This is a genomic window from Hymenobacter metallicola, assembly GCF_004745645.1.
GTDB classification, from domain to species: domain Bacteria; phylum Bacteroidota; class Bacteroidia; order Cytophagales; family Hymenobacteraceae; genus Hymenobacter; species Hymenobacter metallicola.
Genome location: NZ_SRMB01000002.1, coordinates 868,223 through 893,501, shown reverse-complemented (window position 1 = coordinate 893,501; position 25,279 = coordinate 868,223). Strand labels below are relative to the sequence as shown.

The following is a 25,279-nucleotide window of genomic DNA, read 5'->3' as shown; positions in this document are numbered from 1 at the left end:
GTGGCAGGTTGTTGTATAGCGTAAATCAATTGACTGCAACACCACTATAACCGCCGGTTATATTTGCGCCATGACCGTACAGCAGCTGGAATACCTTGTGGCCCTGGATACGCACCGGCAATTTGTGCTGGCTGCCGAGAAGTGCTTCGTAACCCAGCCCACCCTGAGCATGCAGCTCCAGAAGCTGGAAGAGGAGCTGGGCGTGCTGCTTTTCGACCGAACCAGCAAGGGCGTGCGGCCCACGGCGGTGGGGGCTAAAGTGGTGCAGCAGGCCCGGCAAGTACTGCGCGAGGTGCAGCAGCTCCAGGAAGTAGTGCAACTCGAGAAAGGCGACCTAGTGGGCGAGCTGCGGCTGGGCGTCATTCCCACCCTAGCGCCCTACTTAGTACCGCTGTTTCTGGTAGAAGTGGCCGAGCGTTACCCTGGCCTGCACCTGCACGTGGAAGAGCTGCAGTCGGCCCAGATTATGGAGCGGCTCAAGGGCCACACCCTCGACGTGGGCCTGCTCGTGACGCCCCTCGACGACCGGGCTTTGCGCGAAATTCCGGTGCTGGAAGAGCCGTTTCTGGGCTACGTGGCCGAAGGGCACCCGCTCTACGCCAAAGACCTGCTGGAGCCCACCGACCTCGACGCCGACGGCCTGTGGCTGTTGCAGCAGGGGCACTGCTTCCGCCACCAGGTGCTCAACCTCTGCAACCCGCCCGCCCCGGCTACCCCGCGCCCCTACACCTACGAAAGCGGCTCCATCGAAACGCTGAAGCAGCTGGTGGCCCGCACCAACGGCTACACCCTGGTGCCGGAGCTGTCGGTGCTGGAGGAAGTGGGCCATAACCCCCGCATAAAACGCTTTGCCGCCCCCGAGCCGGTGCGGGAAGTTAGCTTGGTGGTGCACCACGGCTTCGTGCGGCTGCCGCTGCTGGCTACGCTGCGCGACGTTATCCTGGCCAAGCTGCCGGCGCGGCTACAGGTAGGCCAGGCCGGCCAAAAGATTCGGTGGAAGTAACGGTTGAGCTTGCCCCAAAGGCGGGGCGTTTCCGTACGTGAAGGAAACGCAACTGTCCTGCCTCATGCCCCAACCCATTCCTTTACCCGCCCTGGAAGCCGGCACCGGGCCGCTCACCTTTGTTTTGCTGCACTACTGGGCCGGCAGCGGCCGGGAGTGGGAGCCGGTCATGGCCGAGTTGGCGCCCGACTTTCACTGCCTGGCACCCGACCTGCGCGGGTTTGGGCAGGCGCCGGCCCCGGCCAGCGGCTACGCCGTGGAAGACTACGCCGCCGATATTCTGGCCTTCATCGAAAGCCAGGGCCTAACGAACTACGTGCTGGTCGGCCATTCCATGAGCGCCAAAATGGCCATGTGGGCGGCGGCCGAGCAGCCGGCCGGTTTGCGCGGGCTGGTGCTCGTTGCGCCCTCGCCGCCCACTATCGAGCCCATGACCGATGAAGAGCGTACGGCTTCCCTGAAAGCCTTTGGCCGCCCAGCCGCCGCTGCGGCCACGGCGGCCCGAATCTTGGTGCGCCCGGTGGACGAAGCCGTGAAAGTGCAGGTAATGGAAGACAACCTGCGCGCTTCCCACCTAGCCTGGGACGCGTGGCTGCGCTCCGGCAGCCGCGAGGATATTGCGGCCCGTCTGTGTCTGGTGCAAGTCCCCTGTCTTATTATCACTGGCAGCGCCGACCCGATTATGTCGCCCTCGGTGCATGGCCTGGAAACCTTGCCCTACCTGCCCGAAACTACACCCCTGGAAATCCTGGGCGGCGTAGGCCACCTGCCACCCCTGGAGGCGCCGACCGAAGTGGCCGACCTGCTGCGTGACTTTGTCGCTAAGCATAGAATAGATATTGCTACCCGGTAACTCTGCCCAGCTGTATCCGGACATATTTACTAGTGATGTTGGTAAACAATACCTGGTATTAATATATTTAGTATACCTAAGTTGGTAAACGACTATTAATTGATGAATAAGTTGTTTACCAACACTGTATTATGGCTTGTAATAAGGTATACAAGTGGAAACAATTTCAAAAGGATGTTTACTATTTTTGGTATACAAATTATGTTTATAACACTAAGCATTTACCAAAACAATACCCGAATTCACCCCGCCATTCCCTAAAGGAGTATAGCAACGCCTTATTAGCTGATAGGGACGACTGGCAGGCTCGGCGGGATGCTAGGGGCAGCAAGCAAGAGCGGCTCCCCCAGGCTTAGCCATTAAGGCTGAAAATCCTCTGGGCTTTTGAGCAACTTTACGGGTATGAAATTCCTGTTATTACTCAGTTTCCTAAGTGTGGCTACGGCCTGTACTGTTGTTCCCAAAGGCGCAAAAATTCCTGATTTTGCGGCCTACCCCACCTACACCGGCTCCGATTTGGGGCTGACATTTGTGCGGGGGCAGGCGCGGCTGCGGGTGTGGGCGCCGACGGCCGAGGCCCTACAACTCAAGCTCTACGCCGAGGGTACGGGCGGGGCGCCGGTGGCTTCCTACGCCATGGAAAAGTCGACGGGCGGCACCTGGGTATACCAGCTGCCGGCCCAGCCGCCGGGGCGCTTCTACGTGGTGCAGGCTACCATCGGGGGCAAGCCGATGGCCGAAGTGCCCGACCCCTACGTGCATGCCGTGGGCCTCAACGGCCTGCGCGGCGCCCTGCTCGACCCGGCCACCGTCAGCCCCGCCGCCTGGCCCGACGACCGGCGCCCGGAGCTTAAGCAGGCCACCGACATTGTCATCGGGGAAGCCCACGTGCGGGATTTGAGCATGCACCCGCAGTCGGGCATCGAGCACAAGGGTAAGTTTCTGGGTTTGACGGAAACCGGCACCGCCGGCCCGCAGGGCGTCAGCACGGGCTTGCAGCACTTGCAGGACTTGGGCATCACCCACCTGCACCTGCTGCCGACCAACGACTTTGCCTCCGTCGACGAAAGCAAGCTGCCGGAAAACCGCTACAACTGGGGCTACGACCCGCTGCACTACTCCGTGCCCGAGGGCTCCTACGCCACCGACCCCGCCGACCCCGCCGCCCGCATCCGGGAACTGAAGCAGCTGGTACAAACCCTGCACCGCCAGGAGCTGCGCCTGGTGCTCGACGTGGTGTATAACCACACGGCTGATGCGGCCCGCAGCTCCTTCGACCAGCTCGTGCCCGGCTACTACTACCGCCAGAGGCCCGACGGCACCTACTCCGACGCGGCGGCCTGCGGCAACGAGGTGGCCTCCGAGCGGACCATGGTGCGCAAGCTCATCGTCGAGTCGGTGGCGTACTGGGCGCGGGAGTACCACGTCGACGGCTTCCGCTTCGATTTGATGGGCGTGCTGGACTTGCGCACCATGCGGGCCGTGCGCGTGGCTCTGGATGAAATTGACCACAGCATTTTCGTGTATGGGGAAGGCTGGACGGCCGGCGGCAGCCCTCTGCCCGAAACGGAGCGGGCCGTGAAAGCCAACGTGCCCAAGCTGGACCGCATTGCGGCTTTTAGCGACGAGCTGCGCGACGGGGTAAAGGGCCACTACGCCCGCCAGAATGAGCCGGGTTTTGCCAGCGGGCAGCCGGGGCTGGAGGAAAGCGTGAAGTTTGGCATCGTGGGGGCCACCCAGCACCCCCAGCTCGACTACGCCAAGGTAAACTACTCGAAGGCGCCCTGGGCCAAGGAGCCGAGCCAGGCCATCAACTACGTGGCCTGCCACGACGACCGGGTGCTCTGGGACAAGCTCGCGGTGGCCAACCCCGGCGCCTCGGAAGAAGAGCTCATTCGGATGGATGTGCTCAGCAACACCATCGTCTTTACTTCCCAGGGCGTACCGTTCTTGCCCGTCGGCGACGAATTTCTGCGGACCAAGGGCGGCTCCCACAACTCCTATAATCAACCCGACAACGTGAACCAGCTCGACTGGGCCCGCAAGGCGCAGTACCCAACCGTGTTCGAGTTCTACCGCAAGCTGATCGGGCTGCGGCGCACCCATCCGGCGTTCCGGCTCCCCACGCGGGAGCTGGTCGAAAAGCACCTGCGCTTTCTGCCCGATATGCCGGCCAATACCATCGGCTACCAGCTGCAGGGCCACGCCGGCGGCGACGACTGGGGCACCATTACCGTGTTGTTCAACGGCAACCGCACGGCGGCCGCAGTACCCGTGCCGGCCGGGGCTTACACCATCATGCTGCGGGGGCAGGAAATCAACCAGAAGGGGCTAAGCCAGCAGGTGGTTGAAGCCGGCAAGCCCCTCAGCCTGCCCGCCTCCACGGCCCTGATTCTGGTGCAGCCCTAACTCGCTGTTCGTAACCGCGCTGCCGGGTTGCCGTTGTAACGGGAGCTCAAGCGCAGGAATACGTACCTAATGACAATCTTTTCGGAAATGGGCCAAGCCTGGCGCCGCCATTGGCCCCACTACTTGGCAGAAGCAGCTGGTATCGGCTTTTTTATGCTGTGCGGCAGTCTGCTCACCATTCTCTTCGAGCATCCGGAGTCGCCCGTGCACCAGGCGCTAGCCGGCCACGACCTGCTGCGTCGCGCCCTGATTGGGCTGGGCATGGGCCTGGTGATTGTGGTACTGGTATATAACCCCTGGGGCAAGAAGTCGGGAGCCCACATCAATCCGGCCGTGACTATTGCCTTCTGGCAGATGGGCAAAATCCGGCGGGCCGACGCCGCATGGTACATGCTGGCCCAGCTGGCCGGGGCCCTGCTGATGGGGCAGCTACTCAAGCTGGCCCTGGGCGCGGCCTTCGCGCATCCGGCCGTCAACTACCTGGTAACGGAGCCCAAGGAGCACGGGCAGCTGGTGGCCTTCGGCGCCGAGTTCGTCATTTCCTTTATTCTGATGGTCGTCATGCTGCTGGCCCTGCACCACGAGCGGCTGAGAAAGTCGACGGGCTGGCTGATTGGCATACTGCTGGTGCTTTACATCACCTTCGAAAGCCCGCTCTCCAGCATGAGCCTCAACCCGGCCCGTACCCTGGGCAGCGCCGTGGCCGCCCAGCGCTACACCGGTCTGTGGCTCTACTGGGTAGCGCCCATCGGGGCTATGCTGTTGGCCACCGTTTTCTTCAACAAAGTCTACAAAGGGCAGGAGCTAGCCTGTGCCATCCTGGCCGGCTGCGACGCCGCTCCGGATAGTCCGCACGCCACTACCCCTCACGCCACCGAGCCACCCGTGTATCCGCAGGCAGTAGCGGAGTAGGGGTGAGATAGGGAAGTGGTGAGATGGTGAGTTACACCCCCTGTCCTTGTGAGGAGGCACGACATTCCGCCCATCAAGCGGCGTCAATCCGTCCGCTGCGCAGTACGACTCGTTCTGTTACCAGAAAGCCCTTTCCCGTCGCAACGAGAAAGGGCTTTTCAGTTTAGAAAACTCCGCACATTTCAGAAGACGGATGGCTTCGGCCTTTGGCCTCGCAAGGACAGGCAAGAAAGGCTGCGCCGTTCGCGCCAGTAGCGCATCAACTCACCATCTCACCACTTAATCCAGCGACCGGTCGCGGAAGAGGACGTAGCCGATGTGGGCAAACACGCCGAATTTGTTGTCGGCGTCGTCGTAGTGAATGAACTGCAGAGAGGCCGGGCCGACGGGGGTTTGATACACGAAGCCGGTCATGGCCGTGAGGTAGGGGCGGCTGATGGTGTTGCCGCGCTCAGCCAGCAGGGTGTTGCCCGGCTGCCGCTCCCACTGCCGCACCAGCACGTGGGTATATACTTCCGTGCGCCACTCCACCGGGCCTAGTACAGCGCGGGTGTAGCGCAGGCCCACGGCAGCGTAAGCCGTGCCCCGGTACCGGTCTAGGAAGAGCGTGCGCGAGTCGGGCAGGGGTAGGAAGGCCGGGGCCGAGGTAAGGGAGGCCCGATACGTGGCAAAGGGGCCCTGGGTGGTAGCCACGGCATCGAAGATGTAGCCCCAGGCATTGACCTTGCGTCCCACCGAATCGACCTTGTTGAAGGTGAAGTACTGCTCGATAAAGATGTTGCCGCGCAGAAAGTTGTGGGTACGGCTACGTTCGGTCAGCTCGCCGGCGGTGGTGCCGGGCGTGTATTTTTCCTGCGCCGAGACGGCCCGCACGCTGAAGTCGGCGCGGCGGCCACTGACGGCATACTGCCGGCGGTTCAGGGAGTTGCGCTCGAAGCGGCCGGCCGCGGTCAGGCCCTGCAGGCGGTCCAGGTCGAGGGTGGCATTGGAGCTGATTTCGTCGGTGTTGGCGTACTGGTCGCGGTTCGTAAACAGGCCCCCGCTCAGGGTGTAGCGGCTGCGGTAGTTGGGGCTGAAGCCAATCTGCAGCTCGGTCTTGAAGTCGCGCTGGCTGAGCTGGGTGTTCTGGGCCGTGGAGCCGAGCAGGCCCCCCGTGTCCTGGTAGTTGAAGTTGTTGAAGGTAACCGTAGGCTCGAAGTACAGTGGAATGCGGCCCGGAATACTAACCCGGAACGAGCCGCGGGCCCCGTTGTAAAAGCGCCCGATGGTGGCATCGGCCCGCACGGTGTAGAGGTAGCGGTTCAGGTAGCGGTAGGCGCCGCCGATGTAAAAGTTATTCATCGAGCGGGTCGAGAGCATCACCCCCAGGTCGGCGGTGAGGTTGCTGTTTTGGCGCGCATCAATGCCGAGTACGTAGCCTTCCTGCTTCTGGTCGTAGCGGATGCGCGGGTACACGTTGTTAAAAAAGTCATTGTTCACAAGTCGGTAGTACCCTTCTTCCACGTCGCCGGGCGAGTAGCTGGTGCCGTTTCTGACGAAGAAGCGCCGCACGAAATCCTGCTGCTGCCGGGGCAGGCCCTGCACGGTGATTTGCTTGAAGTCGGGGCGGGGGGCTTTTTCCTGGAAAGCCCGGCGGCGCTGCTGCAGGGCCAGGGTGTCTTCGCGCCGCTGAATGCGCCGCAGCATCAACTCCATCTTTTTATCGGCGGCCTGCTCGCCCAGCTGCAGCAGCTGCCGCACCTTGTTGAAGTCGGCGGCGGTGATGCCGTCCAGGTCGGGTTGAATAAAAATACCGTTTTTGCCCACCGACGTGGTATCAGCCACGTTCGAGCCCAGAAATACCAGGGTGCTGGTCAGCAGCTGGTCGTCTTTTTCCTTGGGATACTTGTTGAAGGCCACGTCGCCCACGTTCACCCCGATGATGATGTCAGGCTTGAATTCCTCGCGCATCACGCCGGTGGGGAAATTGTCCACCACGGCCCCGTCGAAGAGGTAGCGGCCGTCGGCCTGCCGAATAGGGCGGAAGGCCAGCGGAAAGGCCATGGAGTTGCGCACCGCATCCGACAGGGAGCCGCTGCGCTGCACCACCTTTTCGCGGGTAAACACCTCGGAGGCCACGGCGCGGTAGGGCACCAGCAGGTTGTTGAAGTCGTACCCCGAAATGGCGCCAGCTGGGGCCAGCATGGTGGCCAGCACGTAGTTCAGGGTCACGTCGTCGACGAGCTTGGGCGTCACCCGGGTTTTCAGGGTCGAATCCACGGCCAGGCGCAGGTGCAGGGCGGCGGGGGTGGGGTCTACGTCGTAGTAGTTATAGACCTTGCCTTCGAGCGGGGTGCCCGACACCCAGTTCTGAAACTCGGGCTTGAGCACGATTTCCTCGATTTCCTTGGGCGAGTAGCCCGCTGCGTACAAAGCGCCCACAATGGCGCCCATGCTGGTGCCGACGATGTAGTCGATGGGGACCCGGTTTTTCTCCAGCTGCTTGAGTACGCCCACGTGGGCCAGGCCTTTGGCACCGCCGCCACTGAGCACGAGGCCCACCTTCTGGGCCGAAACGGGAGATATGGAAAAGGCCGATACCAGCAGAAGCAGGAACCAGCAGCAGACGTTGCGCATACGTGTAGGAGAGTAAACGGCCCGAGCTCGGGTGCGGCTTTCCCTACGCATTCAAATAAGACGAGTTGCCTCGCGAATAGCGAAACGGGTAGGTTCCGAAACGGCGGCCAAGCTGAACCGGTACTGGAACGGGGCAGGATGCTGCGCCCAGACCCTAACCACCCTGATGTAGACGCCCCAAAGCCGCATAAACCGGAAAAAGTTGTCGGGACCAGACCAGCAGTACGCAACAGGAATTACCCACGCATGATTCCGGCTACCAATTCCGGGCCACGCGTCTGCCGGCCCGAACTGTTGCCGGTAAGACAGGTTGGAAAAGGTGGATCCGAACTACCGTCAGGTCGAGCGAAACGAAGTATCTCGCGGGCCGAGCTTGGAATAAGAATCCAACGGCTGCCCCCGAGGTGCCTCATTCAGTCCGACCTGACGACCTTGGTGTTTCGACTCTCCTGCCATTTCTGCTCTCCGGGTATTGCCAGAAGACGATGGCGGTCGGCGTATTCCGCGGCCGGGTTGTCGCCGGTGGCCGCGGTGGCCAGGGCGCGCCATATTGCCCACGAGTACCTCCTTCCTGGGGTGACGGGTAAGCTGGCAATGACTTTGGCTACCTCCTCGGCCCGCACTACGGGCTTTAAGGTGGGCCAGCACCGCCCGCCTGCCATGAATGGTGCCCATCAGGTTTGCCTCCAGTGAATACCGACGAAAGCAGCCGAAGCTAGGGGAGCTTCGGCTGCTTCTGTGGTGGCGGCCTGTGCCGCGTGGGGCAGGTGGCGGGACTATTTTACTACCGTCGCTTCTACTTCCACGGTTAGGCCCGCAAACAGGCCCTGCACTTCCAGCAGCGTGGTGGCCTGTCTGACGCCGTGCCGGGTAAGCCAGCCCTGGTAGACGTCGACGCAGGTAGTAAAGAACTCTGTCGTCGAGGTGGTAAAGATATTCAGCCGTACGATGCCCCCGCACTCGTAGCCCGCCTCGGTGATAAGCTGCTCCAAGTTCTGAAACACCTGGATGAGCTGGGTCCGCATGTCGGCGGTGCTGGGCTGGCCTTGGGCGCCGATGGCCACTTGCCCCGAGCAGTAGAGTGTGCCCTCGGCCTGCTTAATTTCTACGGCCTGGACAGAATTGGTTTGCTCACCCCATTTCCAGGGGTCAATAGTGCGCTTTTGCATGTTGTTGCTCGCTGCGAGTGGATAAAAGGAGTGTTTGTCACTTGACTCCACAAACGTCGCGGCCAATACTGACAGCCCTATGTCAACCTCTGGAAGGGGAAGCAAAAAAATAGTGAGCCCGCTGAGCCAGCTCCCGCAAGTGCTCGTGTAGCGCCGCCGGCTCTACTACGGTCACGGCCCCAGCATAGGGCAGCAGCCAAGTGGCCAGGTAGGGCAGGGAGCCTAGAAACAAGGTCATTTCCAGGTCGCCCCCGGGCAGCGCCTGCTCGTGGGCCCAGCCGTACTGGTACTTGGTATCGTGCAGGTGCTGCAGGGTGGCCGGCTGCAGGACGGCCGGCTGGAAACGCAGCACCACCTTTTCCTTGTGCCGCCGGGTGGCCTCGGCAGCCCAGTACTGCTGCAGGGTGTCGAGGCGGGGCGCAAAGACCTCTGAGCTCAGCGCGACCTGCTGGATTCGGTCGAGCCGAAAGTTGCGGAAGTCCTGCCGCAGCCGGCAATACGCCACCACGTGCCACTGTTGGCTCAGATACAGGCCGATGGGCTCGATGTCGCGGGAGGAGGGCACGTCGTGGTCGGCGGCTTGGTAGCGCAGGTGCACTACCTGCCGGGTCGCCACGGCTGCTACCAGCAGCTGGTAGGCGTTGGGGCGGCGGGCTTGGTCGCGGGGCTCCAGTACCTGGATATGAGGGGCCAGGGTGGCCAGATGGTCCCGGTCGGGGTGGCGCAGCACGGCCCGTACCTTGTCCATGGCTGCTGCGCTGCGCTGGGCCGTGGATGCGTCGGTGAGATGGGCCGCTAGCTTTTCGGCTGTGAGCAGGGCCGTGGCTTCGTCGCGGGTAAACATGACGGGCGGCAGCCGGTAGCCCTCCACCAGGGAGTAGCCCGCCCCGTACTCGGCCGTAACCGGCACTCCGGCTTCTTCCAGGGTCCGCATGTCGCGGTAGACGGTGCGCAAACTCACGCCAAACTGCTCGGCCAGGGCCGGGCCGCTCACTACCCGCTTGGCCTGTAGCTGGATGAGTATAGCCGTGATGCGGTCAAATCGATTCATGTGGGAGGCGGCGGGGTAAAAGGAAAAAACTGAGCAGAGCGCCCGCCCAGCGAGTGGTGCAGGGCGCAACAAAAAAGAATGCCTGCTTTAGCAACCTCAGCGCGTGGCCTGTCTGGTCAGGGCCTGCCTGATGTTTGGGTTAGCCCAGCCTCAGTCAAGTGGTCTAAGCCAAGCGGTCAGCTTCACCACTTCTTAAAAATAACGTAGACGGCCGCCACCAGCAGGGCAAAGCCCAGCACGTGGTTCCAGCCCAGTTTGTCGGTTTTGAAGACGTACACGGCGCACAGCGTGAAGACCGTCAGCGACACCACCTCCTGAATCACCTTGAGCTGAAACAGACTGAAGGGCCCGCCGTTTTCCTCAAAGCCGAGGCGGTTGGCCGGCACCTGAAATACGTACTCGAAGAAGGCCAGGCCCCAGCTGATCAGAATAACACCTACCAGGCCCAGGCCGTGCAGCCACGAAATCTTCTTGAACTGCAAGTGTCCGTACCAGGCAAAGGTCATGAACAGGTTGGAAATGGTTAGCAGCAGGATAGTATAGAAGCCTTTCATAAGCAGTGGACTAAGTCGTATAAGCCGTGGCCGGGCCCCCGGTGGCGTCGGCTAGGCCGCGTCATCTGCCCTACCGACAGCCCGCCGGGTAAGCCGTAAAGCTACGGCGAATGCCGCAGCAATGGGCCGCGGCCCGGAAACAGGCAAGGGGTGCCTTGGGGTAAGCTCTGGCTATGCATTAGCTTTGCTGGTCCTGCCCGCTTATACCTGATTCGGAGGTACAGCACTGTCTTTCACATCCGGGCAGGTATAGCTACCGACTTGCGCCATGTCTACTGCCTTCCTTCCCTTTCGCTGGTCTGATTTCGGCCGTTCTCTGGCCCTGGCGGCAGCCTATGCTGTGCTGCTGGGTGGAGTCGCCTTTCTGCTGGCGCCCCACACGGTGGGCCCGGTCTTCACCCAGGCGGGCTTCAGCAATTGGGACGTAATCCACTATCTACGCATTCGCGACACTGGCTTTTCCCCCGAAAGCGCGGCCTTTTTTCCCCTTTTTCCCTTTGTATGGCGCTGGCTCGGGGTGTCGCCCATGGCTATGGCCGGGCTAAACCTGGGCCTGTTTCTGCTGGCTTTTGCGGCCCTAAGTGCTGCCTTCGCTTTTTCCCGGCCTCATCAGCTCCTACTGCTGTCCATTCCCACGCTGGTGTTTATGGGGCTGCCTTACAGTGAGGCCCTGTTTTTTGGGGCCGGCGTTCTGGTGTTGCTGGGCTGGCAGCGCCAAAGCCTGGCCCTGCTGGCGGTGGGCTTGCTGCTGAGCTGCCTGACCCGCTCGGCGGCCTTTGTGCTGGTGCCGGCCACCTTGCTCACGGCCTACCTCACCAGCCCTGACCGGCCGGTGTTCTGGCGGCAGGCCAGCGTGGGTACGGGGGCGGCTACTGCGGGCCTGCTGCTCAGCGTGTACCTGCACTACCGCGACACGAAGCGGTGGTTCGTGTTTTTTGAGGCCCAAAAGCTCTGGGACAACCGCCTGCGCTGGCCGCAGCTACCCCTGAGCAATTGGGGCGGCTCATTTCCGACGCACTACGAAGCCGTCTGCTTTTTTCTGGCGCTGGCGGCGGCCGTCTATCTGCTCTACCTACTGAAGCAGGGTCCTGCCTTGCCGGCATCTACCTGGGCTCCGCGGGTCTTCTCCCTGGCCTACGTAGCCGGGGTCACCTTCGTAACCGTGGCTACCAAAGGTGGGGTGCTCGTGAGCTTGAGCCGCTACGTGCTGGCCACGCCCTACTTTCTGCTGCTGGCCGTGGCCGCTCTGCAAACCCAGTGGATAACCAACCGCCGCCTGCTCTGGGCAGTTGGCCTAACGGAGGTGTGCTGGCTGCTGGGCTTCGGCTCCTATGGGCACATTCGCTCCGTGCTGGGGTATTCCGTCCTCACGCTCTACCTGCTGCTGGTGCTGGCCTGCCTGCATACCCACCCGCGCATCCGGCAGGTCGCCTACGGGGTGCTGCTGCCGCTAAACAGTGTGCTGCTGGTCGTGTTGCTCTACCGGTTTTTGCAAAACCAGTGGGTCGCCTAAATCGGGAAGTGTGCATAATTCGTTTCCTGCCTTCGGTGGAACGGCTAGCTTTCAGTACTTTGGGTTCCTGACCTTTGACATGCATTAGTCCGAAAGTCCAGCCCCAACCTTGTCGTATGCCAGTACCTCCCGTTGATCCAGACTCGGCGCAAGGTCCGCCCCCGGTATTGAGCTATCCGCCGCCCCCGGCCCACGCCACGCCGGCCCAGCAGCACGAGTACGAGCGGGGCCGCTGGAACCACTTTTTGCTCGACGATACCTGGCGCCGCACCCGTTTCAATGCCCAGCCCAATGCGCTGCTGGTCGAGGCCGTGCGCCACCAGCCGCCCGGTCGAGCCCTGGATGTGAACATGGGTGAAGGTCGCAATGCCCTGTATCTGGCCCAGTTGGGCTGGCAGGTTACGGGCATCGATTTTGCCGAGCAAGCCCTGGCTTTTGCCCAGCAGCGGGCCCAGGCTTTGGGCCTGGTCCTCACCACCATTGCCCAAGATTTGCGAACTTTTGCCTGGGACCCAGACCAGTGGGACCTGCTGGTACTCAGCTACGCCGACGACAGCGCCCACGTGGCCGAGGTGCACAGGGCCCTCAAGCCCGGGGGGCTGGTGGTGTTCGAAAACTTCCACGCCGAGGTAAACCAAGCCTGGAACACGCCGCCCGACCAGCAGGTTGGCTTTGCTACCGACGAGCTGCCTGCTCTCTACACGGCAGCCGGCTTCCGAATCCTGCACTACAAAGAGCCGGTTAAGGCTGCCGACTTCACCCGCGAAACGCACCGCTTGGTGCAGCTGGTAGCTCAGAAGTGCTAGCGCCGCGCTGGCCTGCTGCCGGCTCACTAGGAATTAAGAAGGCATTAACATTAATAAGATCTGGCTATGAATCCAGTGTTTATTCGAACCAGTAAATTTCTCGGGCTCCTGTGTGTGTGGCTGGCCCTGGCGGCTTGTAAAAAGGATGCCGCCGAAAGGCTGTATTGCGCTCCTTATCAGGCGCCCGTGCCGGCCGATACCTACGTGTTTCCCCTTGTGCCAGGTACACCGGCCTGGGCCGAGCTGAAAACCGGCGCCGAGATGGTCCAGGCTTGCCAAGTGCCCGACGCTACGCTCAAGAGCATGTCGACCCCGGGCCTGATAGCTACCTGCCTAAGCTACCCCCTGCTAAACAATATTTTAGCGGGCTTTACGCTGCAGCGCGGTACCCGGTCCGTACTAATTAACTTCAACGGGTTTGGCGAGCTGAGCCAACGCCCCCAGGCGGCAGCCCAGTTGCTGAGCCGCTACCAGCTTATGCGGGCCTCCTGCGTACCGGCCCGTAGTGAATGGGGCCGCTATTCGCTTGATTTTGCGTATTTTGAATTGGTTATGGCGCAGGAAGAATACGTAGCCCAGCTCTCCTCAGTGGAGCGGCGCAGGCTCGTACAAGAAGCGCTGATTAAGTACGCAGAGAAAGAGAGGCTACAAGGGGACATCTACGGGGGGCTCAACCTGGAAACGGCCGCCTTTATCATGGCCCGCGTTATGCAGGCCGAGCGTTACGCGCCCTTCATGACCACCGTTAGCACCACCCCAGCCGTGCAGGATTTTATCAAAGAAGCTCAGGTGCTAGGCCGTTGGGAAGTGCTGGCGGTTGTGGTGAGCCACGCCCAAGAATTTGTCAAGTAAACGGCTCGGGAGCGGCTTAGTCCTCGTGGCCGGGCACGGCGGCTTCGGCTGGCGCGGCTCTAAGCTCCGCCGCTTCCTTAGCGAGGCGCTGCTTTTCGGTTTCGGAGGCGGTGCGCGGCAGCTTGCCCAGGTCGGGCTGGCCGGCGTCGACCCAGCAGGTGTACCAGTAGCTGCTCACCAGCTTCACGGCCAGGCGCATCTGCCGCTCCACCTGCCCGTTTAGGCGCTGGTGATACTCGTTGGTGAAGTCGCGCGAGTACACCCGCACGGTTTGGTTGCCGCGCTCCTCAAAGCCAAACTTGCGGTCCTCTGCAAACTGGGCGGTCAGCTCCTTTTCAAAGCGCAGCACCGAGTCGACGGCCGCGTTGGAGCGGGCTACGGCGTCCCAAATGGTCTGGGTCGGGTTTTTCAGGTACACCGGCTGCCCCACAAAGAAGTCGTAGTTGGCACTCAGGATTTCGGGCAGCCTACTTTCCCAGAACCCGTGAATTCCCCGCTGCCCGGTGAGCTGCCCGTTGTAGTTGTGGGTGGTGTGCAGCGGTACGCAGGCGTCGGCAATGTAGTGGCCCATATCGGCCGAAAGGCTCAGTATCCGGTCGGCGTCGCGCTGCTTGAAGGCGTCCGTCAGCTGGTATTTCATCTTGACTACCTGCCAGGGCACAATCCCGTGCTTCAGCAGCGAGTCTTCGCCGTACTTGGCTACCGCGTCGGCCCAGTTGTGGGGCAGCCGGGTCAGGGCGCTGTCGCCGTACACGTCCACGTCCAGAAAGTGGCGCGGCGCTTCGCCGGGCACCACCGAGCGGCGCGAATCGGGCCGGGTGGCGTTTTCGGTCAGGTAGTCAATATTCGATTTATAAAACCCGACCATCTCGGGCGGCAGCGTAAACACCGACAGCCGGTTGATAAGCCGGTGCCCGAAAAACCCCCAGGCCTGGGGCCGCTGCGGCAATAGCACTACAAGAAGTAAGAGGATAAGAGTAATGGTTTTACGCATAGAAGCAGGATGACAAAGTAAACCACGGCCAGCGGCGGGCCGCCCGGCGTTTGGCAACTCCCAAGTAACGAAAAACTCGCCGGCCCGGCGCGCTTTCAGCGGCCCGACCGGCGAGTTTATTTCCTGGTTTAGCGCCGCTTAGCGCCGGCCCTGCCCGGGGAAGCGCATGCGGTAGTCGGCACTCACATCGCCCTTGCTGATGCGGGTGAGCTTGCCCTTGATCAGCTGCTTTTTGAAGCTGGACAGGTGGTCGGTAAACAGCACGCCTTCCAAATGGTCGTACTCGTGCTGAATCACGCGGGCCGTCATGCCCGAGAACGTGTCTTCATGCTGCACCCGCTGCTCGTCTTCGTAGCGAATCACGATGGTTTCGTGGCGGTACACGGTTTCGCGCACCCCCGGAATGCTGAGGCAGCCTTCTTCAAAGCCCCACTCTTCGCCGGTTTCGCTGACAATGGTTGGGTTGATAAACGCCCGCTTCACCGGGGCTTCCGACGGGTCGATTTCCTCTTCCTCGTCTTCCTCGTCCTCGTCGCCGGCCACCATCGGGGCCGAGTCGATAACAAACAGCCGCACGCCCTTGCCAATCTGCGGGGCGGCGAGGCCCACGCCGTTGGCGTGGTACATGGTGGCAAACATATCGTCCACCAGCTGCTTCAGCTCGTCGGCGGGCAGGTCGGCCGGAATGTCTTTGGCGCGGGTTTTCAGGACGGGGTCACCGAAGGCAACAATAGGGTAAATCATCGGGATTCGAGGAAAGATTGCAAAATCAGGGTGGCGCTTACCCGGTCGACCGTCGCTTTGTCGCGGCGGTCTTTTTTGGATAAGCCGCCGGCCAGCATCGCGGCGTGGGCCATGCGCGAGGTATAGCGCTCATCGATTTCATGCACCGGTACATCGGGGAAATCCTTGCGCAGGCGTCGCACCACGCCCACCACGGCGCTGGTTGAGTCGGTCGCTTCGTTGAGCAGCGTTTTGGGCATGCCAATAACTAGGGCGGCTAAAGGCTCTTTCGCGTGCAGGGTTTTGATGTAGGTCAAAAGGTCCTGGCTGTGAATGGTTTCGAGCGGCGTGGCAATCAACTGGAGCGGATCCGTGACGGCCAGTCCGACTCGCTTGTGCCCGTAGTCAATGGCAAGAATACGTCCCATGGAATGCGTGAAAAAGGCGGAAACTGGTGGTATAACCGGCTTCGCCCGGCAAAGATACGACAGCCCAGAAGAATGGTGACATAGCTGGCGCTGGTAAGCTCAACCGCATTGGCCCGCCAGAAGCCCAAATCGGTCCTGTCGAAACATACATTCGTCTAAACCAGGCAGGCTTCGAAAAATCATAGATTTATCTTTGCCATCCAGTCGTTTACATAGAAGCAGGTTTTGCAGAATATTGAGCTGTAAGAGGTTTTTATAGTTTTTAAACTATAAAAATTTGCACTGTTATCGGAAAATCCGGATACACCTATGTAGCGGCTGGATTTCTCGGAAAGTTTCAATAATTTTGAAAGCTTACCTCAGTTTAACTTATTTCATTATCGCTCGAACTTCTACAATCTCAGTTGCTTATGAAAGTTGAGCCAAACGATGCTCAGGTCTCCAGGCCAGTAAGTCAGCCGGCCCCGGCCGCCCGCAACACGCGGGCCCAGGTGCGGCAGCCCTTGCTGCTGGCCGTGGTGCTGGCCTGTGGTATTTTGCTGGGAGCAAATCCGTTTCGGCCCTCCGATCAGAACCCCGATGGCACGGCCCGGGGCTACCTAAAGTTCAAGGAAATTCTGAGCTACGTTGATCGGGATTACGTCGATTCCGTCGACGCGGAAGCTTTGTCTGATTACGCCATCAGCCGCATGCTGGAGCGCCTCGATCCGCACTCGGTTTTTATTCCGGCCCGGCAGCAGCAGCAGGCCTCCGCTTTCCTGCAGAGTGATTTCGACGGGGTGGGAGTGGAGTTCAATCTGTTCCGCGACACGGTTACCATTGTTTCGCCCCTGAGCGGCGGGCCGGCCGAACAGGCGGGCCTGCAGCCCGGCGACCGTATCCTGGCCGTGAATGGCGAACAGGTATCGGGCGTGCACATCACCAATGAGGAGATGTTTGGCAAATTGCGCGGCCCCCGCAGCAGCAAAGTGCAGCTACTGGTACAGCGCCGTCGGCAGGCCAAGCCCATTACTGTGCTGGTAACCCGCAACCGGATTCCCAACAGCTCGGTGGATGTGGCTTACATGCTCGACAACCAAACTGGTTACATCAAGGTCAGCCGCTTTGCCAGCGGTACCTACGACGAGTTTAAGCAAGCCCTGGGCGACCTGCGCCGGCAGGGCCTGAGCCGCCTCGTGCTCGATTTGCGCGGCAACCCCGGCGGCTACCTCGACCGGGCCACCAAGCTGGCCGACGAGTTTATCAGCGGCACCAAAAAAATCGTGTACACGGATGGCAAGGGTGACGTGTACGACACCCAAACCTATTCGCGCACCCTGGGCGAGTTTGAGGAAGGGCCGCTAGTAGTACTCGTGGATGAAGGCAGCGCCTCGGCGGCCGAAGTAGTGGCCGGTGCCCTGCAAGACCACGACCGGGCGTTGGTGGTAGGTCGCCGGACCTTCGGCAAAGGCCTGGTGCAGCAGCCCATTGCGCTGAACGACGGCTCGGAGCTGCGCCTGACTATTGCCCGCTACTACACGCCTTCGGGCCGCTCGATTCAGAAATCGTACCGCGGCGGCTACGAGGAATATGAAAAGGAACTGGCCCAGCGCCAGAAGCACGGCGAGTATTTCCACGCCGACAGCATTCATTTTGCCGACTCGCTGCGCTACCGCACCGATAAGGGCCGCACCGTGTACGGCGGCGGCGGCATCATGCCCGACTTGTTCGTGGCCCGCGACACCTCGGCCTATTCGGCTTACTACACCCGTTTGCAGAGCCACAACTTGGTGCGGGAATTTGCCCTGAATTTCTACCAAGACCACAAAGGCGAGCTGGAAGGCCTGCGCTTCGAGCAGTTCAACAGCACCTTCCGTATCTCCGACGCCCAGCTACAGGCTCTCTCGGCCCAGGCTGCCCACGACGGCATTGCGGCCGATGCGGCGGGTTTGCGCCGCTGCTCCCCGCTGCTGCGAAGCCAGCTCAAGGCGCTGATTGCCCGCAGTGCCTACGGCAAAACGGCGTACTATCAGGTGCTGCGCGACCAAGATGCAGAGTTGCAGCAGGCCTTGCGGGCGCTGCAAGGCAATGGGGAAGCTTCGACCCTGCTTGGGTTGGCAAAGTAACGGCCACTACTTCAGCCTAGTAAGCCGGGCCCTGATTTCCTGCGGGAAGTTGGGGCCCGGCTTTGTTTTGCGCCCATAGCCGGGGAGCAAAATACCCACAAGTTGGTATTGCGAACCGCCCGGAAGCAGGGGACTTTTGAACTGGCTTGCTGGCACTTCAGCAAGCCGCTTATTTCAGCTCAGTACCTCTTTTTTACTTCCTCATGAAACGAATTGGCCTGCTCCTGCTTCTCGGCGTCGGGTCAGCCACGATTTGGGGAAGAATGTATCATAAGCCCCACCCCGACCGGCGCATCGAGCTGCTGCTGAACCGGCGCTGGACCTGGATTAGCTGGACGGAAAAAACCGGCAACCAGCAAGCCCTAGAACGGATTCTGCCCTGCATGCGGGATAACGTCATTCGCTTTGAGCAAGTCAACGGGCAGAACGTGTATACCGAGGACTCGGGCCGGCAAGACTGTGCTGAGCCGAGTGCCTTCCGGTCCCGGGGCTCCTGGAACCTGAGCCAGGATGGACAAGTGCTGACTATTACCGGTCGTACGGCAACTTTCGAGGACAGCTGGTACATAGCCGAGCTAACCGCTACTCACCTGAAACTGGCCTACCGCACCACCACTTCCCAGGGCCCTTTTGTAATGACTATGACTTTTGTACAGCGCTGAACTTTAAACCAGTTTTCCTATCTGACCTATGAAAATGCAACGCGGGGTCTGTTCTACTGGCTGCAAACAGTAGAACAGACCCCGCGTTTGTCAGGAATGCGCTGGCGGGCTTATTTGGAGCCCTGCGTCAAATCGTGGTAGCGGAACTGCTTGTCGACTGAGGCAAAGGGCTTGCCGTCGACCTCGGCGTAGGGGTAGATGAAGTAGTTGAGGGTTTGGCCCTGCTGGCGCGGCGCCAGGGTCAGGTCGCGGCCCCGGGTAAACTCGACGCGGTTTTCGTCGTGAGCCCCGAAAAAGTAGTTGCGGCGCGAGGGGTCTTTGGCGGCCTCGGAGGCATCGACGGGCACCCAGCCGGTGGCTTTGGTGTAGAACTCGGCCCAGCAGTGGTAGCCTTTCACTTCGCCCTCGCCCCGCTCGGTGGGCAGGGGGAAGCCAATGCTGAAACGGGCCGGAATGCCCACGGCCCGGCAGTAGCCGATGAACACGGCGTGAAAGTCGGTGCAGTTGCCGCGGCGGGCGTCGCAGGCGTAGTAGATGTCGCCGCGGCCCCAGCCCTGGCCGGTCTTATCGTACTTCACGGTGCTGACCACGTGGTTGTAGATGGCCTGAGCTTTTTCCAGGTCGGTTTTAGCCTTGGCTTTGGCTACTACTTCCTGGGCCCAGAGCCGGATTTTGTCGTCGAGGGGCACGAGCTGGTCGGCCTGCAGCCAGCGCTGCATATCGGGGTCGGTGGCTTCCTTTTCCTTCTTGCCCCCGGCCTCGGGCATCAGCACGGGGTTCTTGTGCTCGCGCCGGGTAGCGTTGAACTTCATGGTCACCGAGAAACTGGCCGGCTCGGGGTTGGTCACGCGCAGGTGCAGCACTTTGTTGCCGTGGGCCGCGTCGAGCAGCTCGTAGGGGTAGGGTGAGGTAATCGACAGATCCTTAATGTCCTGGGACTTGTCGGAGTGAGGAACCGGAATCCAGAGGTCGGCTTCCTGGGCCTGGGCCGGCAGGTCTTTTACCGTAGCCGTGTACTCGAAGGCAAACGTGCGGGCGTGCACCGGAATAACGTTGGTGGGCTTGCCATTCCAGGAGAGCAGGGTGGCGGCCAGCGCCAACAGCGAAACGGCTTTAGGCAGGGAAGTAAAGTGAGGCACAGCGAAAAGACAGGTATAGTGAGCGGGCAGGCTGGCCGCCGAAGTGGCGGCCGGTAGCAGTTGCAAGGCCCCACCGCACAAAGGTACGGCGTTGCGCGTAGCTACTACGACACAACTATCACGAGGAGAATTCATTTTCGCCGATGTTGTTTAGAGAGTAAGGGTGATTATAGCCGCCATGTGGCTACTGCCGCCTGCTTTTGACCCGTAGTGCTTACCTTCACCAACCGGAGCCCACCCGTTTTCCCACCCGAAAATTCCTTTTGTATGGCTTACTACCATCGTATTGGTCAGATTCCGCACAAGCGCCACACCCAGTTCCGCCAGCCCGACGGCACGCTCTACTCCGAGCAGCTCGTGGGCACGCTCGGGTTTCACGGCGTCTCGTCGCTACTCTATCACATCCACCCGCCCACCCAGATCAAGAAAGTTGGCGAATCGGTGCCCTACGCACCCAAGCTGCTCAAAGACCGGCCCCTGGAACCCAGCCACCTGCGCACCCTGGGCCAGACTACCACCGGCGGCGACTACCTGCAGGCCCGCCAAACGCTGATCGGCAACGCCGACGTGACCATGAGCATCTGCAACCCCACGGAGCGGCGCATGGACTATTACTACAAGAATGCTCTGGCCGACGAGGTGATTTTCGTGCACGAAGGCAGTGGCGAGCTGTGGAGCCAGTTGGGCATCGTACGCTTCGAGCCCGGCGACTACGTCGTGATTCCGCGCACCATCATTCACCAGCTCCACTTCAACGAGGGCCCGGTGCGCCTGCTCATCATCGAGTCGTTCAGCCCCATCGAAACCTGCCGGCGCTACCGCAACCACTTCGGGCAGCTGCTCGAGCACTCGCCCTATTGTGAGCGGGACATCCGGCCGCCCCACGAGCTGATTTCGGGCGACGTGCGCGAGTCGGGCGAGTACCTGGTCAAGATCAAGAAGGAAGGCTACCTCCACCAGCTCACCTACGGCCACTCGCCCTTCGACGTGGTGGGTTGGGACGGGTATTTCTACCCCTACGCCTTCAGCATTCACGACTTTGAGCCGATAACGGGCCGCATTCACCAGCCCCCACCCGTACACCAGACCTTCGAGGCCCACAACTTCGTCATCTGCTCCTTCGTGCCCCGTTTGTTTGACTACCACCCCGACAGCATCCCGGCGCCCTACAACCACTCCAACGTGGATTCCGACGAGGTGCTCTACTACGTGGCCGGCAATTTCATGTCGCGCAAGGGCATTGATCTGGCCTCGTTTACGGTGCACCCCAGCGGCATTCCCCACGGGCCACACCCGGGCACGGTGGAGGCCAGTATCGGCAAAAAGGAAACCCACGAGCTGGCCGTCATGGTCGACACGTTCCGGCCCCTGTACCTGACCGAAGCCGCCCTGCCCTACCTGGATGCGAATTATCCCATGAGCTGGAACCCCGACTTCAAGCACGAGCCGCCCCGCTCGGCCGATATGATGGACTAGCAAGAAGGAGAGAAACGCAAAAGCTCTATGAGTAAACCCACCACCACGCCGGCACTAAACCACGAGGGCCGGCGTTGTGCTTTTCCAACCTTCTTTGCACTATCTGCAACAACTGACCAACATGAAAAAAGTACTGCTGCTGGCTCCTCTCTTGCTCCTGCTGGGCGTGATGAGCTGTAAAAAGCTGAATGAGCTGCTCACCTTCGACCTGGACTATAGCCAGAATATCACCGTGCCGGGCAGCCCCATTTTCGTGCCGACGCCCGTGGTGCTGGCCGTGCCCGTGACTACCAAGTCGGACGAGACCTTCAAGAATAAAAACACCGCGGCCGACCTGGTGAAAGACGTGAAGCTGAGCCGGCTTGCGCTGACCATCACCGACCCCGCGGCCGAGAACTTCGATTTCCTGAACAACATCGAAATCTCCATCGGCACCGACCAGAACGACATCGTGCCCCTGGCTTCGCTGAGCAACATACCCAAGGGAGTATCCACGATTGAGTTGAAGCCCAGCGGCACCAAGCTGGATAAGTACCTTAAAGCCTCGAGCTACACGCTGCACACCAAGGTGACGGTCAACAAGGCCATTCTGCGGGACATCACCGTGCGCGCCGACTCCAAGTTCACGGTGACGGCCGACCCGCTGTAAGCCTCCACTGATAGTACTCTTACGCCAAAGGGCCGCTGCTACCAGCGGCCCTTTGGCTTTAATGCAGCACCGTAACGCGGCGGTGCAGGCTATTAGAGCCGACTTTTACTTCCAGCAAGTACACCCCAGCGGCCAAATCCTGCACCGGGACGCTGAGCTGCTGATGGCCGGCGGGCAGGTGTTGGTGCAGGGCCGTACGCACCAGGCGGCCGGTCGGCGTACGCAACTCAATGTGGGTAAGCGCGGCGGCGGGTAGCTCCAGGGCCAGGTGCAGGGTGTGGGCAGCCGGGTTGGGGTAGCTTTGCAGCGTCATGGCGGGTAGGGCCCCGGGCTTGCCGGCGCTGAGCACCGTGGCATCAATCAGGGCCGTCCAGACGCTCGACTGGGTGTTGTCCAGGCGCGTCCAGACGGGGCGCACCACGTTGTTGTGGGCCGTAATGTTGGTGTAGTCGCCGAAGAAGACGTTTTGGTTGGGCGTGAAAGGCGTCTGGCTTAGCCGAAAATTCTGGAAGGTCTGGCCCCCGTCGGTGCTGCGGGCCGCATACACATCGGTGCTGGTGTCGGCGTGGTGGCGCCGGTCGTAGAAAACAAACCACAGGTAGCCGGTTTTCTGGTCGATGGTCATCCAGGTGAAAAACTGGTGGCGGCCCGGCGGGTCGTCATTCACCCGGATAGGCGCGCTCCAGGTCTGGCCGCCGTCGGTGCTGCGGGCCAGCCACACGTCGGTGTCGGTGGGGCCGTTGCGCTGGTCGGTCCAGTTCACGTACAGGTTGCCGCGGTGGGGGCCGGGGCTAACGTCGCAGGCCGTAACGGGCAAACCGTTGGCGCGGTAGATGCCCGGCACGGCGTAGTCCCAGCCGCCGGGCTGGCTCACGATGGTTCGCTCGCGCGGCAGCCAGGTCTGGCCCCGGTCGAGGCTGCGGTTAAAGACAATGCCCCGCGGCCCGGCCCAGGCCGTGTAAATTTCGCCGTTGGGGCCCACGGTCGGCACGGCCCCTTCCACGGTTTCGTCCTCGTCCACGGCGTTGCCGCTGTAGAAGCTGAGGCGTTTGGGACGGCTCCAGGTCTGGGCCTGGTCCTGAGAGCTGGAAAACATAATCCGGCTGCTGTCGCGCGGGCTGAAGCTGCCGTACTGGTCAAACTCGGTCCAGGTGACGTACAGGGCGTTGGTTTTCCGGTCGATAGCCACCCATTCCTTGTCCTGCTGCTTGGGCGTGTTCAGGCCGAAGTAGCTGCGGTAGCGAAAAGCCGAGCTGGCCGTGGGCTGCTGCTGCACCACCAGCCGGTCGATAAACGAGGTGGCATTGGGATTGGAGAGGTGGAAGTAGTAAAAAGCCCCCGTCGTATCGACGACCACGCACGGGTCGCCCCACACCGAGTAGGGCGAGGTCAGGGTGCGCCACGTCCAGGTGCGGCCCCCGTCGAGGGAGGTGTACTGATTGTTGAGGTTGGCCCCAGCTATCAGTTCCTGCGTGTTCTTGGGGTTGATGGCAATAGCCGTTTCATTCGGGGAGTTCCGCACGCTAATCAGCACGTTGGGGTGGACCGATTGGGCGTGCAGGGTGATAGGCAGGCTTAGCAGCCCAAATAGTATACGTCTTTTCATAGCCGGCAATAGGGAAGGAGTAGAAGCGGAGGTAGTCATAAGGACTGCGCCGGGCCGCAAAGCGTTGCCTGACGGATAGAGAATAGGGTGGCGCTGGTACGGGCCTAAAACGAGGCTGTCATCCTGCGCCTCGACCCAGGATGACAGCTACTATGGTACCTCCGGCCGAAGGAAGCTTAGCGGTTGCGCCCGTACTGCTCGTGGCTGCTGACCCAGTCGGAGGAAGAAATGGCCGCGCCCAGGCTTAGCTCCCCGGCTAGCACCACGCCCGCCACGATTTCGGCAAACTTATTCACCGTGCCCCGGCCCACGCAGCCCAGCATGCGCAGGCACTCGTTCTGGGTGGCCAAGCCAGTACCGCCCCCGTGCGTAGCCACGATGAGCGACGGAATCGTAATGCTCAAATACAGGTCGCCCTCCTTGGTTACTTCCGAGTAGAGCACGCCCGCACTGGATTCCGAGACGTTGGCCACGTCCTGGCCGGTGGCAATGAACAGAGCCGTAATGCCATTGGCCGAGTGGGCGCCGTTGTTGTTGGCCCCGCTCAGAAAGGCGCCCACGTTGCTCACCTGCCCGTGGTAGGCCAGCTGCTCGGGCGTCACGCGCATGCGCTGCTGCAGTACGTCGCGCTTGATAACCGCCTCGGCCACCACCCGTTTGCCCCGGGTGCGCATCACGTTGATCTGGGAGGCTTTCTTGTCGGTGGCGAAGTTGGACTCGAGGTAGAAGTGGCGGATGGGCGCGCCCTTGTAGTTTTCCAGAATCCAGGAGCAGGCCGCAAACGTGGCCCTGCCCACCATGTTCTGGCCGGCCGCGTCGCCGGTGCTGTAGTTGAAGCGCAGGTAGGCAAACTTGTTGGCCAGATACGTGTCGATGTACTGCAGCTTGGCCACGCGGGAGGTGCTTTCGGCCTCGGGCCGGATCTTCTCAATTTCCTCTGCCACCCACTTGCCAAAGTCGCGGGCCCCGCGGGCGTCGTCGAACACGAAGACGGGAGCCCGCTGCATGGCGTCGCCGATGACGGTGCACTTGACGCCCCCGCAGAGGTTGAGCACCTGAATGCCACGGTTGTAGCTGGCTACCAGGGTGCCCTCGGTCGTGGCCATCGGGATGAGGAAGTCGCCCTGGGCATGTTCGCCCTGCACGTGCAGGGGGCCGGCCAGGCCCACCGGAATCTGGGCCACGCCGGTGAAATGCTCGCAGTTGCCCTGCAGGGTGTGGGCGTCGAAGGAGTAGTGCTTCAAATGCTTAAACTCCTGGCCCGTAAACTCCTCGGCGAAGCGCTGCCGGGCCTGCACGGCGGCCTCGGAGTAGTCGTCCTGCTCCTGGCGCGGAATGCGGGTGCGGTTGTCGGGAATGTTGACAATGGCGTCTTCCACCTCCACGCTCAGGTCGCCGAAGGGGTCGGCCGAGAACTGCACGCACACTGTATGAATGCCTTCCTTGAGCTTGTCGGTGGCCAGGTGAAAGGTCGCGGCCTGGCCCACGGGCAGCTCGTAGCCCTTGCTGTCGGCGTTGAAAACAGTAGCGGGCCGCACGTCGCCTTCCCCGAAGTCGAGGGCAATCTGCTCCACGCCCAGGCGCTGCCCGTCAATGAGCACGGCGTCGATGCGGGTGATGCGCACCGTGTCGAGGCGGTTCTTGATGCTGAAGGCCACGCCCTCGGGCGTGTTGTGCAGGCTGCCGCGGGTGTAGAGCAGCTTCAGGAGCATGGGGCTGGGCGTGAAAATCATAAGGCGCAGAGGATGGGGTTCAGTGG

At 61.4% G+C, this 25,279-nt stretch carries 21 protein-coding genes; 11 read left to right on the top strand and 10 right to left on the bottom strand.

Translation table 11 applies throughout. The features are described 5' to 3' along the window. Window positions 1–70: 70 nt before the first annotated feature. The 4 genes from E5K02_RS14565 to E5K02_RS14550 all read left to right on the top strand — a co-directional run bounded on the left by E5K02_RS14565 (window position 71) and on the right by E5K02_RS14550 (window position 5,177). Window positions 71–1,003 carry a hydrogen peroxide-inducible genes activator gene (locus E5K02_RS14565; protein WP_135395706.1) on the top strand — a complete coding sequence of 311 codons (933 nt, stop codon included), beginning with the start codon at window positions 71–73 and terminating at the stop codon, window positions 1,001–1,003. Window positions 1,004–1,067: 64 nt separating this feature from the next. Then, window positions 1,068–1,856 carry an alpha/beta fold hydrolase gene (locus E5K02_RS14560; protein WP_135395704.1) on the top strand — a complete coding sequence of 263 codons (789 nt, stop codon included), beginning with the start codon at window positions 1,068–1,070 and terminating at the stop codon, window positions 1,854–1,856. Window positions 1,857–2,258: 402 nt separating this feature from the next. Continuing rightward, complete coding sequence (gene pulA / locus E5K02_RS14555; RefSeq protein WP_135395702.1) at window positions 2,259–4,265, top strand: type I pullulanase; 2,007 nt, start codon at window positions 2,259–2,261, stop codon at window positions 4,263–4,265. Between the two features lie 69 nt (window positions 4,266–4,334). Next, window positions 4,335–5,177 carry an MIP/aquaporin family protein gene (locus tag E5K02_RS14550; RefSeq protein WP_135395700.1) on the top strand — a complete coding sequence of 281 codons (843 nt, stop codon included), beginning with the start codon at window positions 4,335–4,337 and terminating at the stop codon, window positions 5,175–5,177. A 279-nt stretch (window positions 5,178–5,456) separates the two neighbouring features. Here the strand turns inward: E5K02_RS14550 and E5K02_RS14545 are convergent, their stop codons facing one another. From E5K02_RS14545 to E5K02_RS14530, 4 genes are all read right to left on the bottom strand, one after another. Beyond that, window positions 5,457–7,793: a patatin-like phospholipase family protein gene (locus E5K02_RS14545; RefSeq protein ID WP_167856409.1), complete on the bottom strand. Its 2,337-nt coding sequence runs from the start codon at window positions 7,791–7,793 to the stop codon at window positions 5,457–5,459. Between the two features lie 776 nt (window positions 7,794–8,569). Then, window positions 8,570–8,962 (bottom strand): RidA family protein, encoded by a 393-nt coding sequence (locus E5K02_RS14540; RefSeq protein ID WP_135395696.1) that lies wholly within the window; start codon window positions 8,960–8,962, stop codon window positions 8,570–8,572. An 82-nt stretch (window positions 8,963–9,044) separates the two neighbouring features. Continuing rightward, entirely contained in the window at window positions 9,045–10,013 is a 969-nt protein-coding gene (locus E5K02_RS14535; RefSeq protein WP_135395695.1) for a helix-turn-helix transcriptional regulator, read from the bottom strand. Window positions 10,014–10,195: 182 nt separating this feature from the next. Next, window positions 10,196–10,567, bottom strand: coding sequence for a DMT family protein (locus tag E5K02_RS14530; RefSeq protein ID WP_206025964.1), 372 nt, complete (start codon window positions 10,565–10,567; stop codon window positions 10,196–10,198). A 268-nt stretch (window positions 10,568–10,835) separates the two neighbouring features. On the opposite strand from E5K02_RS14530, the gene E5K02_RS14525 reads away from it, so the two are divergent. From E5K02_RS14525 to E5K02_RS14515, 3 genes are all read left to right on the top strand, one after another. Beyond that, the gene (locus E5K02_RS14525) at window positions 10,836–12,080 is read left to right on the top strand and encodes a hypothetical protein (protein WP_135395691.1); all 1,245 of its coding nucleotides are present in this window, start codon (window positions 10,836–10,838) and stop codon (window positions 12,078–12,080) included. A gap of 116 nt (window positions 12,081–12,196) precedes the next feature. Then, window positions 12,197–12,886 (top strand): class I SAM-dependent methyltransferase, encoded by a 690-nt coding sequence (locus E5K02_RS14520; RefSeq protein WP_135395689.1) that lies wholly within the window; start codon window positions 12,197–12,199, stop codon window positions 12,884–12,886. 66 nt (window positions 12,887–12,952) lie between these two features. Continuing rightward, complete coding sequence (locus E5K02_RS14515; protein WP_135395687.1) at window positions 12,953–13,738, top strand: hypothetical protein; 786 nt, start codon at window positions 12,953–12,955, stop codon at window positions 13,736–13,738. Between the two features lie 16 nt (window positions 13,739–13,754). Here E5K02_RS14515 and E5K02_RS14510 read toward each other — a convergent pair whose 3' ends face one another. The 3 genes from E5K02_RS14510 to ruvX all read right to left on the bottom strand — a co-directional run bounded on the left by E5K02_RS14510 (window position 13,755) and on the right by ruvX (window position 15,883). Continuing rightward, a complete protein-coding gene (locus E5K02_RS14510) occupies window positions 13,755–14,732 on the bottom strand; it encodes a zinc dependent phospholipase C family protein (protein WP_135395685.1) in 978 nt (325 codons plus the stop codon). Between the two features lie 138 nt (window positions 14,733–14,870). Next, window positions 14,871–15,476 (bottom strand): peptide deformylase, encoded by a 606-nt coding sequence (gene def, locus E5K02_RS14505; protein ID WP_135395684.1) that lies wholly within the window; start codon window positions 15,474–15,476, stop codon window positions 14,871–14,873. Then, window positions 15,473–15,883, bottom strand: a complete 411-nt coding sequence (gene ruvX / locus E5K02_RS14500) for a Holliday junction resolvase RuvX (RefSeq protein ID WP_135395682.1) — start codon at window positions 15,881–15,883, stop codon at window positions 15,473–15,475. Before ruvX ends, def begins: the two co-directional genes overlap by 4 nt. A 410-nt stretch (window positions 15,884–16,293) precedes the next feature. Here ruvX and E5K02_RS14495 point away from each other — a divergent pair, with 410 nt between their 5' ends. After that, window positions 16,294–17,988, top strand: coding sequence for a S41 family peptidase (locus tag E5K02_RS14495; protein WP_135395680.1), 1,695 nt, complete (start codon window positions 16,294–16,296; stop codon window positions 17,986–17,988). A gap of 203 nt (window positions 17,989–18,191) precedes the next feature. Beyond that, entirely contained in the window at window positions 18,192–18,650 is a 459-nt protein-coding gene (locus tag E5K02_RS14490) for a lipocalin family protein (RefSeq protein WP_135395678.1), read from the top strand. Window positions 18,651–18,760: 110 nt separating this feature from the next. On the opposite strand, the gene E5K02_RS14485 is transcribed toward E5K02_RS14490, so the two are convergent. Continuing rightward, window positions 18,761–19,924, bottom strand: a complete 1,164-nt coding sequence (locus E5K02_RS14485) for a transglutaminase-like domain-containing protein (RefSeq protein WP_135395676.1) — start codon at window positions 19,922–19,924, stop codon at window positions 18,761–18,763. Window positions 19,925–20,056: 132 nt separating this feature from the next. Between E5K02_RS14485 and E5K02_RS14480 the strand changes: the two genes are divergently transcribed. Both E5K02_RS14480 and E5K02_RS14475 read left to right on the top strand, forming a co-directional pair. After that, window positions 20,057–21,265 carry a homogentisate 1,2-dioxygenase gene (locus E5K02_RS14480; RefSeq protein ID WP_135395674.1) on the top strand — a complete coding sequence of 403 codons (1,209 nt, stop codon included), beginning with the start codon at window positions 20,057–20,059 and terminating at the stop codon, window positions 21,263–21,265. Window positions 21,266–21,386: 121 nt separating this feature from the next. Further along, window positions 21,387–21,914, top strand: coding sequence for a hypothetical protein (locus tag E5K02_RS14475; protein ID WP_135395673.1), 528 nt, complete (start codon window positions 21,387–21,389; stop codon window positions 21,912–21,914). Between the two features lie 58 nt (window positions 21,915–21,972). Here E5K02_RS14475 and E5K02_RS14470 read toward each other — a convergent pair whose 3' ends face one another. Together E5K02_RS14470 and E5K02_RS14465 are read right to left on the bottom strand one after the other, a co-directional pair. After that, window positions 21,973–23,520 carry a T9SS type A sorting domain-containing protein gene (locus E5K02_RS14470; protein ID WP_167856408.1) on the bottom strand — a complete coding sequence of 516 codons (1,548 nt, stop codon included), beginning with the start codon at window positions 23,518–23,520 and terminating at the stop codon, window positions 21,973–21,975. A 176-nt stretch (window positions 23,521–23,696) separates the two neighbouring features. Continuing rightward, on the bottom strand, window positions 23,697–25,253 hold the full coding sequence (locus E5K02_RS14465; protein WP_206025963.1) for a hydroxymethylglutaryl-CoA reductase: 1,557 nt from the start codon (window positions 25,251–25,253) through the stop codon (window positions 23,697–23,699). Between the last annotated feature and the right edge of the window lie 26 nt (window positions 25,254–25,279).

What these genes read in the sequence shown, in the direction of transcription:
- E5K02_RS14565 (WP_135395706.1), top strand. Translation starts at nt 71, where the DNA reads ATGACCGTACAGCAGCTGGAATACCTTGTGGCCCTGGATACGCACCGG.
- E5K02_RS14560 (WP_135395704.1), top strand. Translation starts at nt 1,068, where the DNA reads ATGCCCCAACCCATTCCTTTACCCGCCCTGGAAGCCGGCACCGGGCCG.
- pulA (WP_135395702.1), top strand. Translation starts at nt 2,259, where the DNA reads ATGAAATTCCTGTTATTACTCAGTTTCCTAAGTGTGGCTACGGCCTGT.
- E5K02_RS14550 (WP_135395700.1), top strand. Translation starts at nt 4,335, where the DNA reads ATGACAATCTTTTCGGAAATGGGCCAAGCCTGGCGCCGCCATTGGCCC.
- E5K02_RS14545 (WP_167856409.1), bottom strand. Translation starts at nt 7,793, where the DNA reads ATGCGCAACGTCTGCTGCTGGTTCCTGCTTCTGCTGGTATCGGCCTTT.
- E5K02_RS14540 (WP_135395696.1), bottom strand. Translation starts at nt 8,962, where the DNA reads ATGCAAAAGCGCACTATTGACCCCTGGAAATGGGGTGAGCAAACCAAT.
- E5K02_RS14535 (WP_135395695.1), bottom strand. Translation starts at nt 10,013, where the DNA reads ATGAATCGATTTGACCGCATCACGGCTATACTCATCCAGCTACAGGCC.
- E5K02_RS14530 (WP_206025964.1), bottom strand. Translation starts at nt 10,567, where the DNA reads ATGAAAGGCTTCTATACTATCCTGCTGCTAACCATTTCCAACCTGTTC.
- E5K02_RS14525 (WP_135395691.1), top strand. Translation starts at nt 10,836, where the DNA reads ATGTCTACTGCCTTCCTTCCCTTTCGCTGGTCTGATTTCGGCCGTTCT.
- E5K02_RS14520 (WP_135395689.1), top strand. Translation starts at nt 12,197, where the DNA reads ATGCCAGTACCTCCCGTTGATCCAGACTCGGCGCAAGGTCCGCCCCCG.
- E5K02_RS14515 (WP_135395687.1), top strand. Translation starts at nt 12,953, where the DNA reads ATGAATCCAGTGTTTATTCGAACCAGTAAATTTCTCGGGCTCCTGTGT.
- E5K02_RS14510 (WP_135395685.1), bottom strand. Translation starts at nt 14,732, where the DNA reads ATGCGTAAAACCATTACTCTTATCCTCTTACTTCTTGTAGTGCTATTG.
- def (WP_135395684.1), bottom strand. Translation starts at nt 15,476, where the DNA reads ATGATTTACCCTATTGTTGCCTTCGGTGACCCCGTCCTGAAAACCCGC.
- ruvX (WP_135395682.1), bottom strand. Translation starts at nt 15,883, where the DNA reads ATGGGACGTATTCTTGCCATTGACTACGGGCACAAGCGAGTCGGACTG.
- E5K02_RS14495 (WP_135395680.1), top strand. Translation starts at nt 16,294, where the DNA reads ATGAAAGTTGAGCCAAACGATGCTCAGGTCTCCAGGCCAGTAAGTCAG.
- E5K02_RS14490 (WP_135395678.1), top strand. Translation starts at nt 18,192, where the DNA reads ATGAAACGAATTGGCCTGCTCCTGCTTCTCGGCGTCGGGTCAGCCACG.
- E5K02_RS14485 (WP_135395676.1), bottom strand. Translation starts at nt 19,924, where the DNA reads ATGAATTCTCCTCGTGATAGTTGTGTCGTAGTAGCTACGCGCAACGCC.
- E5K02_RS14480 (WP_135395674.1), top strand. Translation starts at nt 20,057, where the DNA reads ATGGCTTACTACCATCGTATTGGTCAGATTCCGCACAAGCGCCACACC.
- E5K02_RS14475 (WP_135395673.1), top strand. Translation starts at nt 21,387, where the DNA reads ATGAAAAAAGTACTGCTGCTGGCTCCTCTCTTGCTCCTGCTGGGCGTG.
- E5K02_RS14470 (WP_167856408.1), bottom strand. Translation starts at nt 23,520, where the DNA reads ATGAAAAGACGTATACTATTTGGGCTGCTAAGCCTGCCTATCACCCTG.
- E5K02_RS14465 (WP_206025963.1), bottom strand. Translation starts at nt 25,253, where the DNA reads ATGATTTTCACGCCCAGCCCCATGCTCCTGAAGCTGCTCTACACCCGC.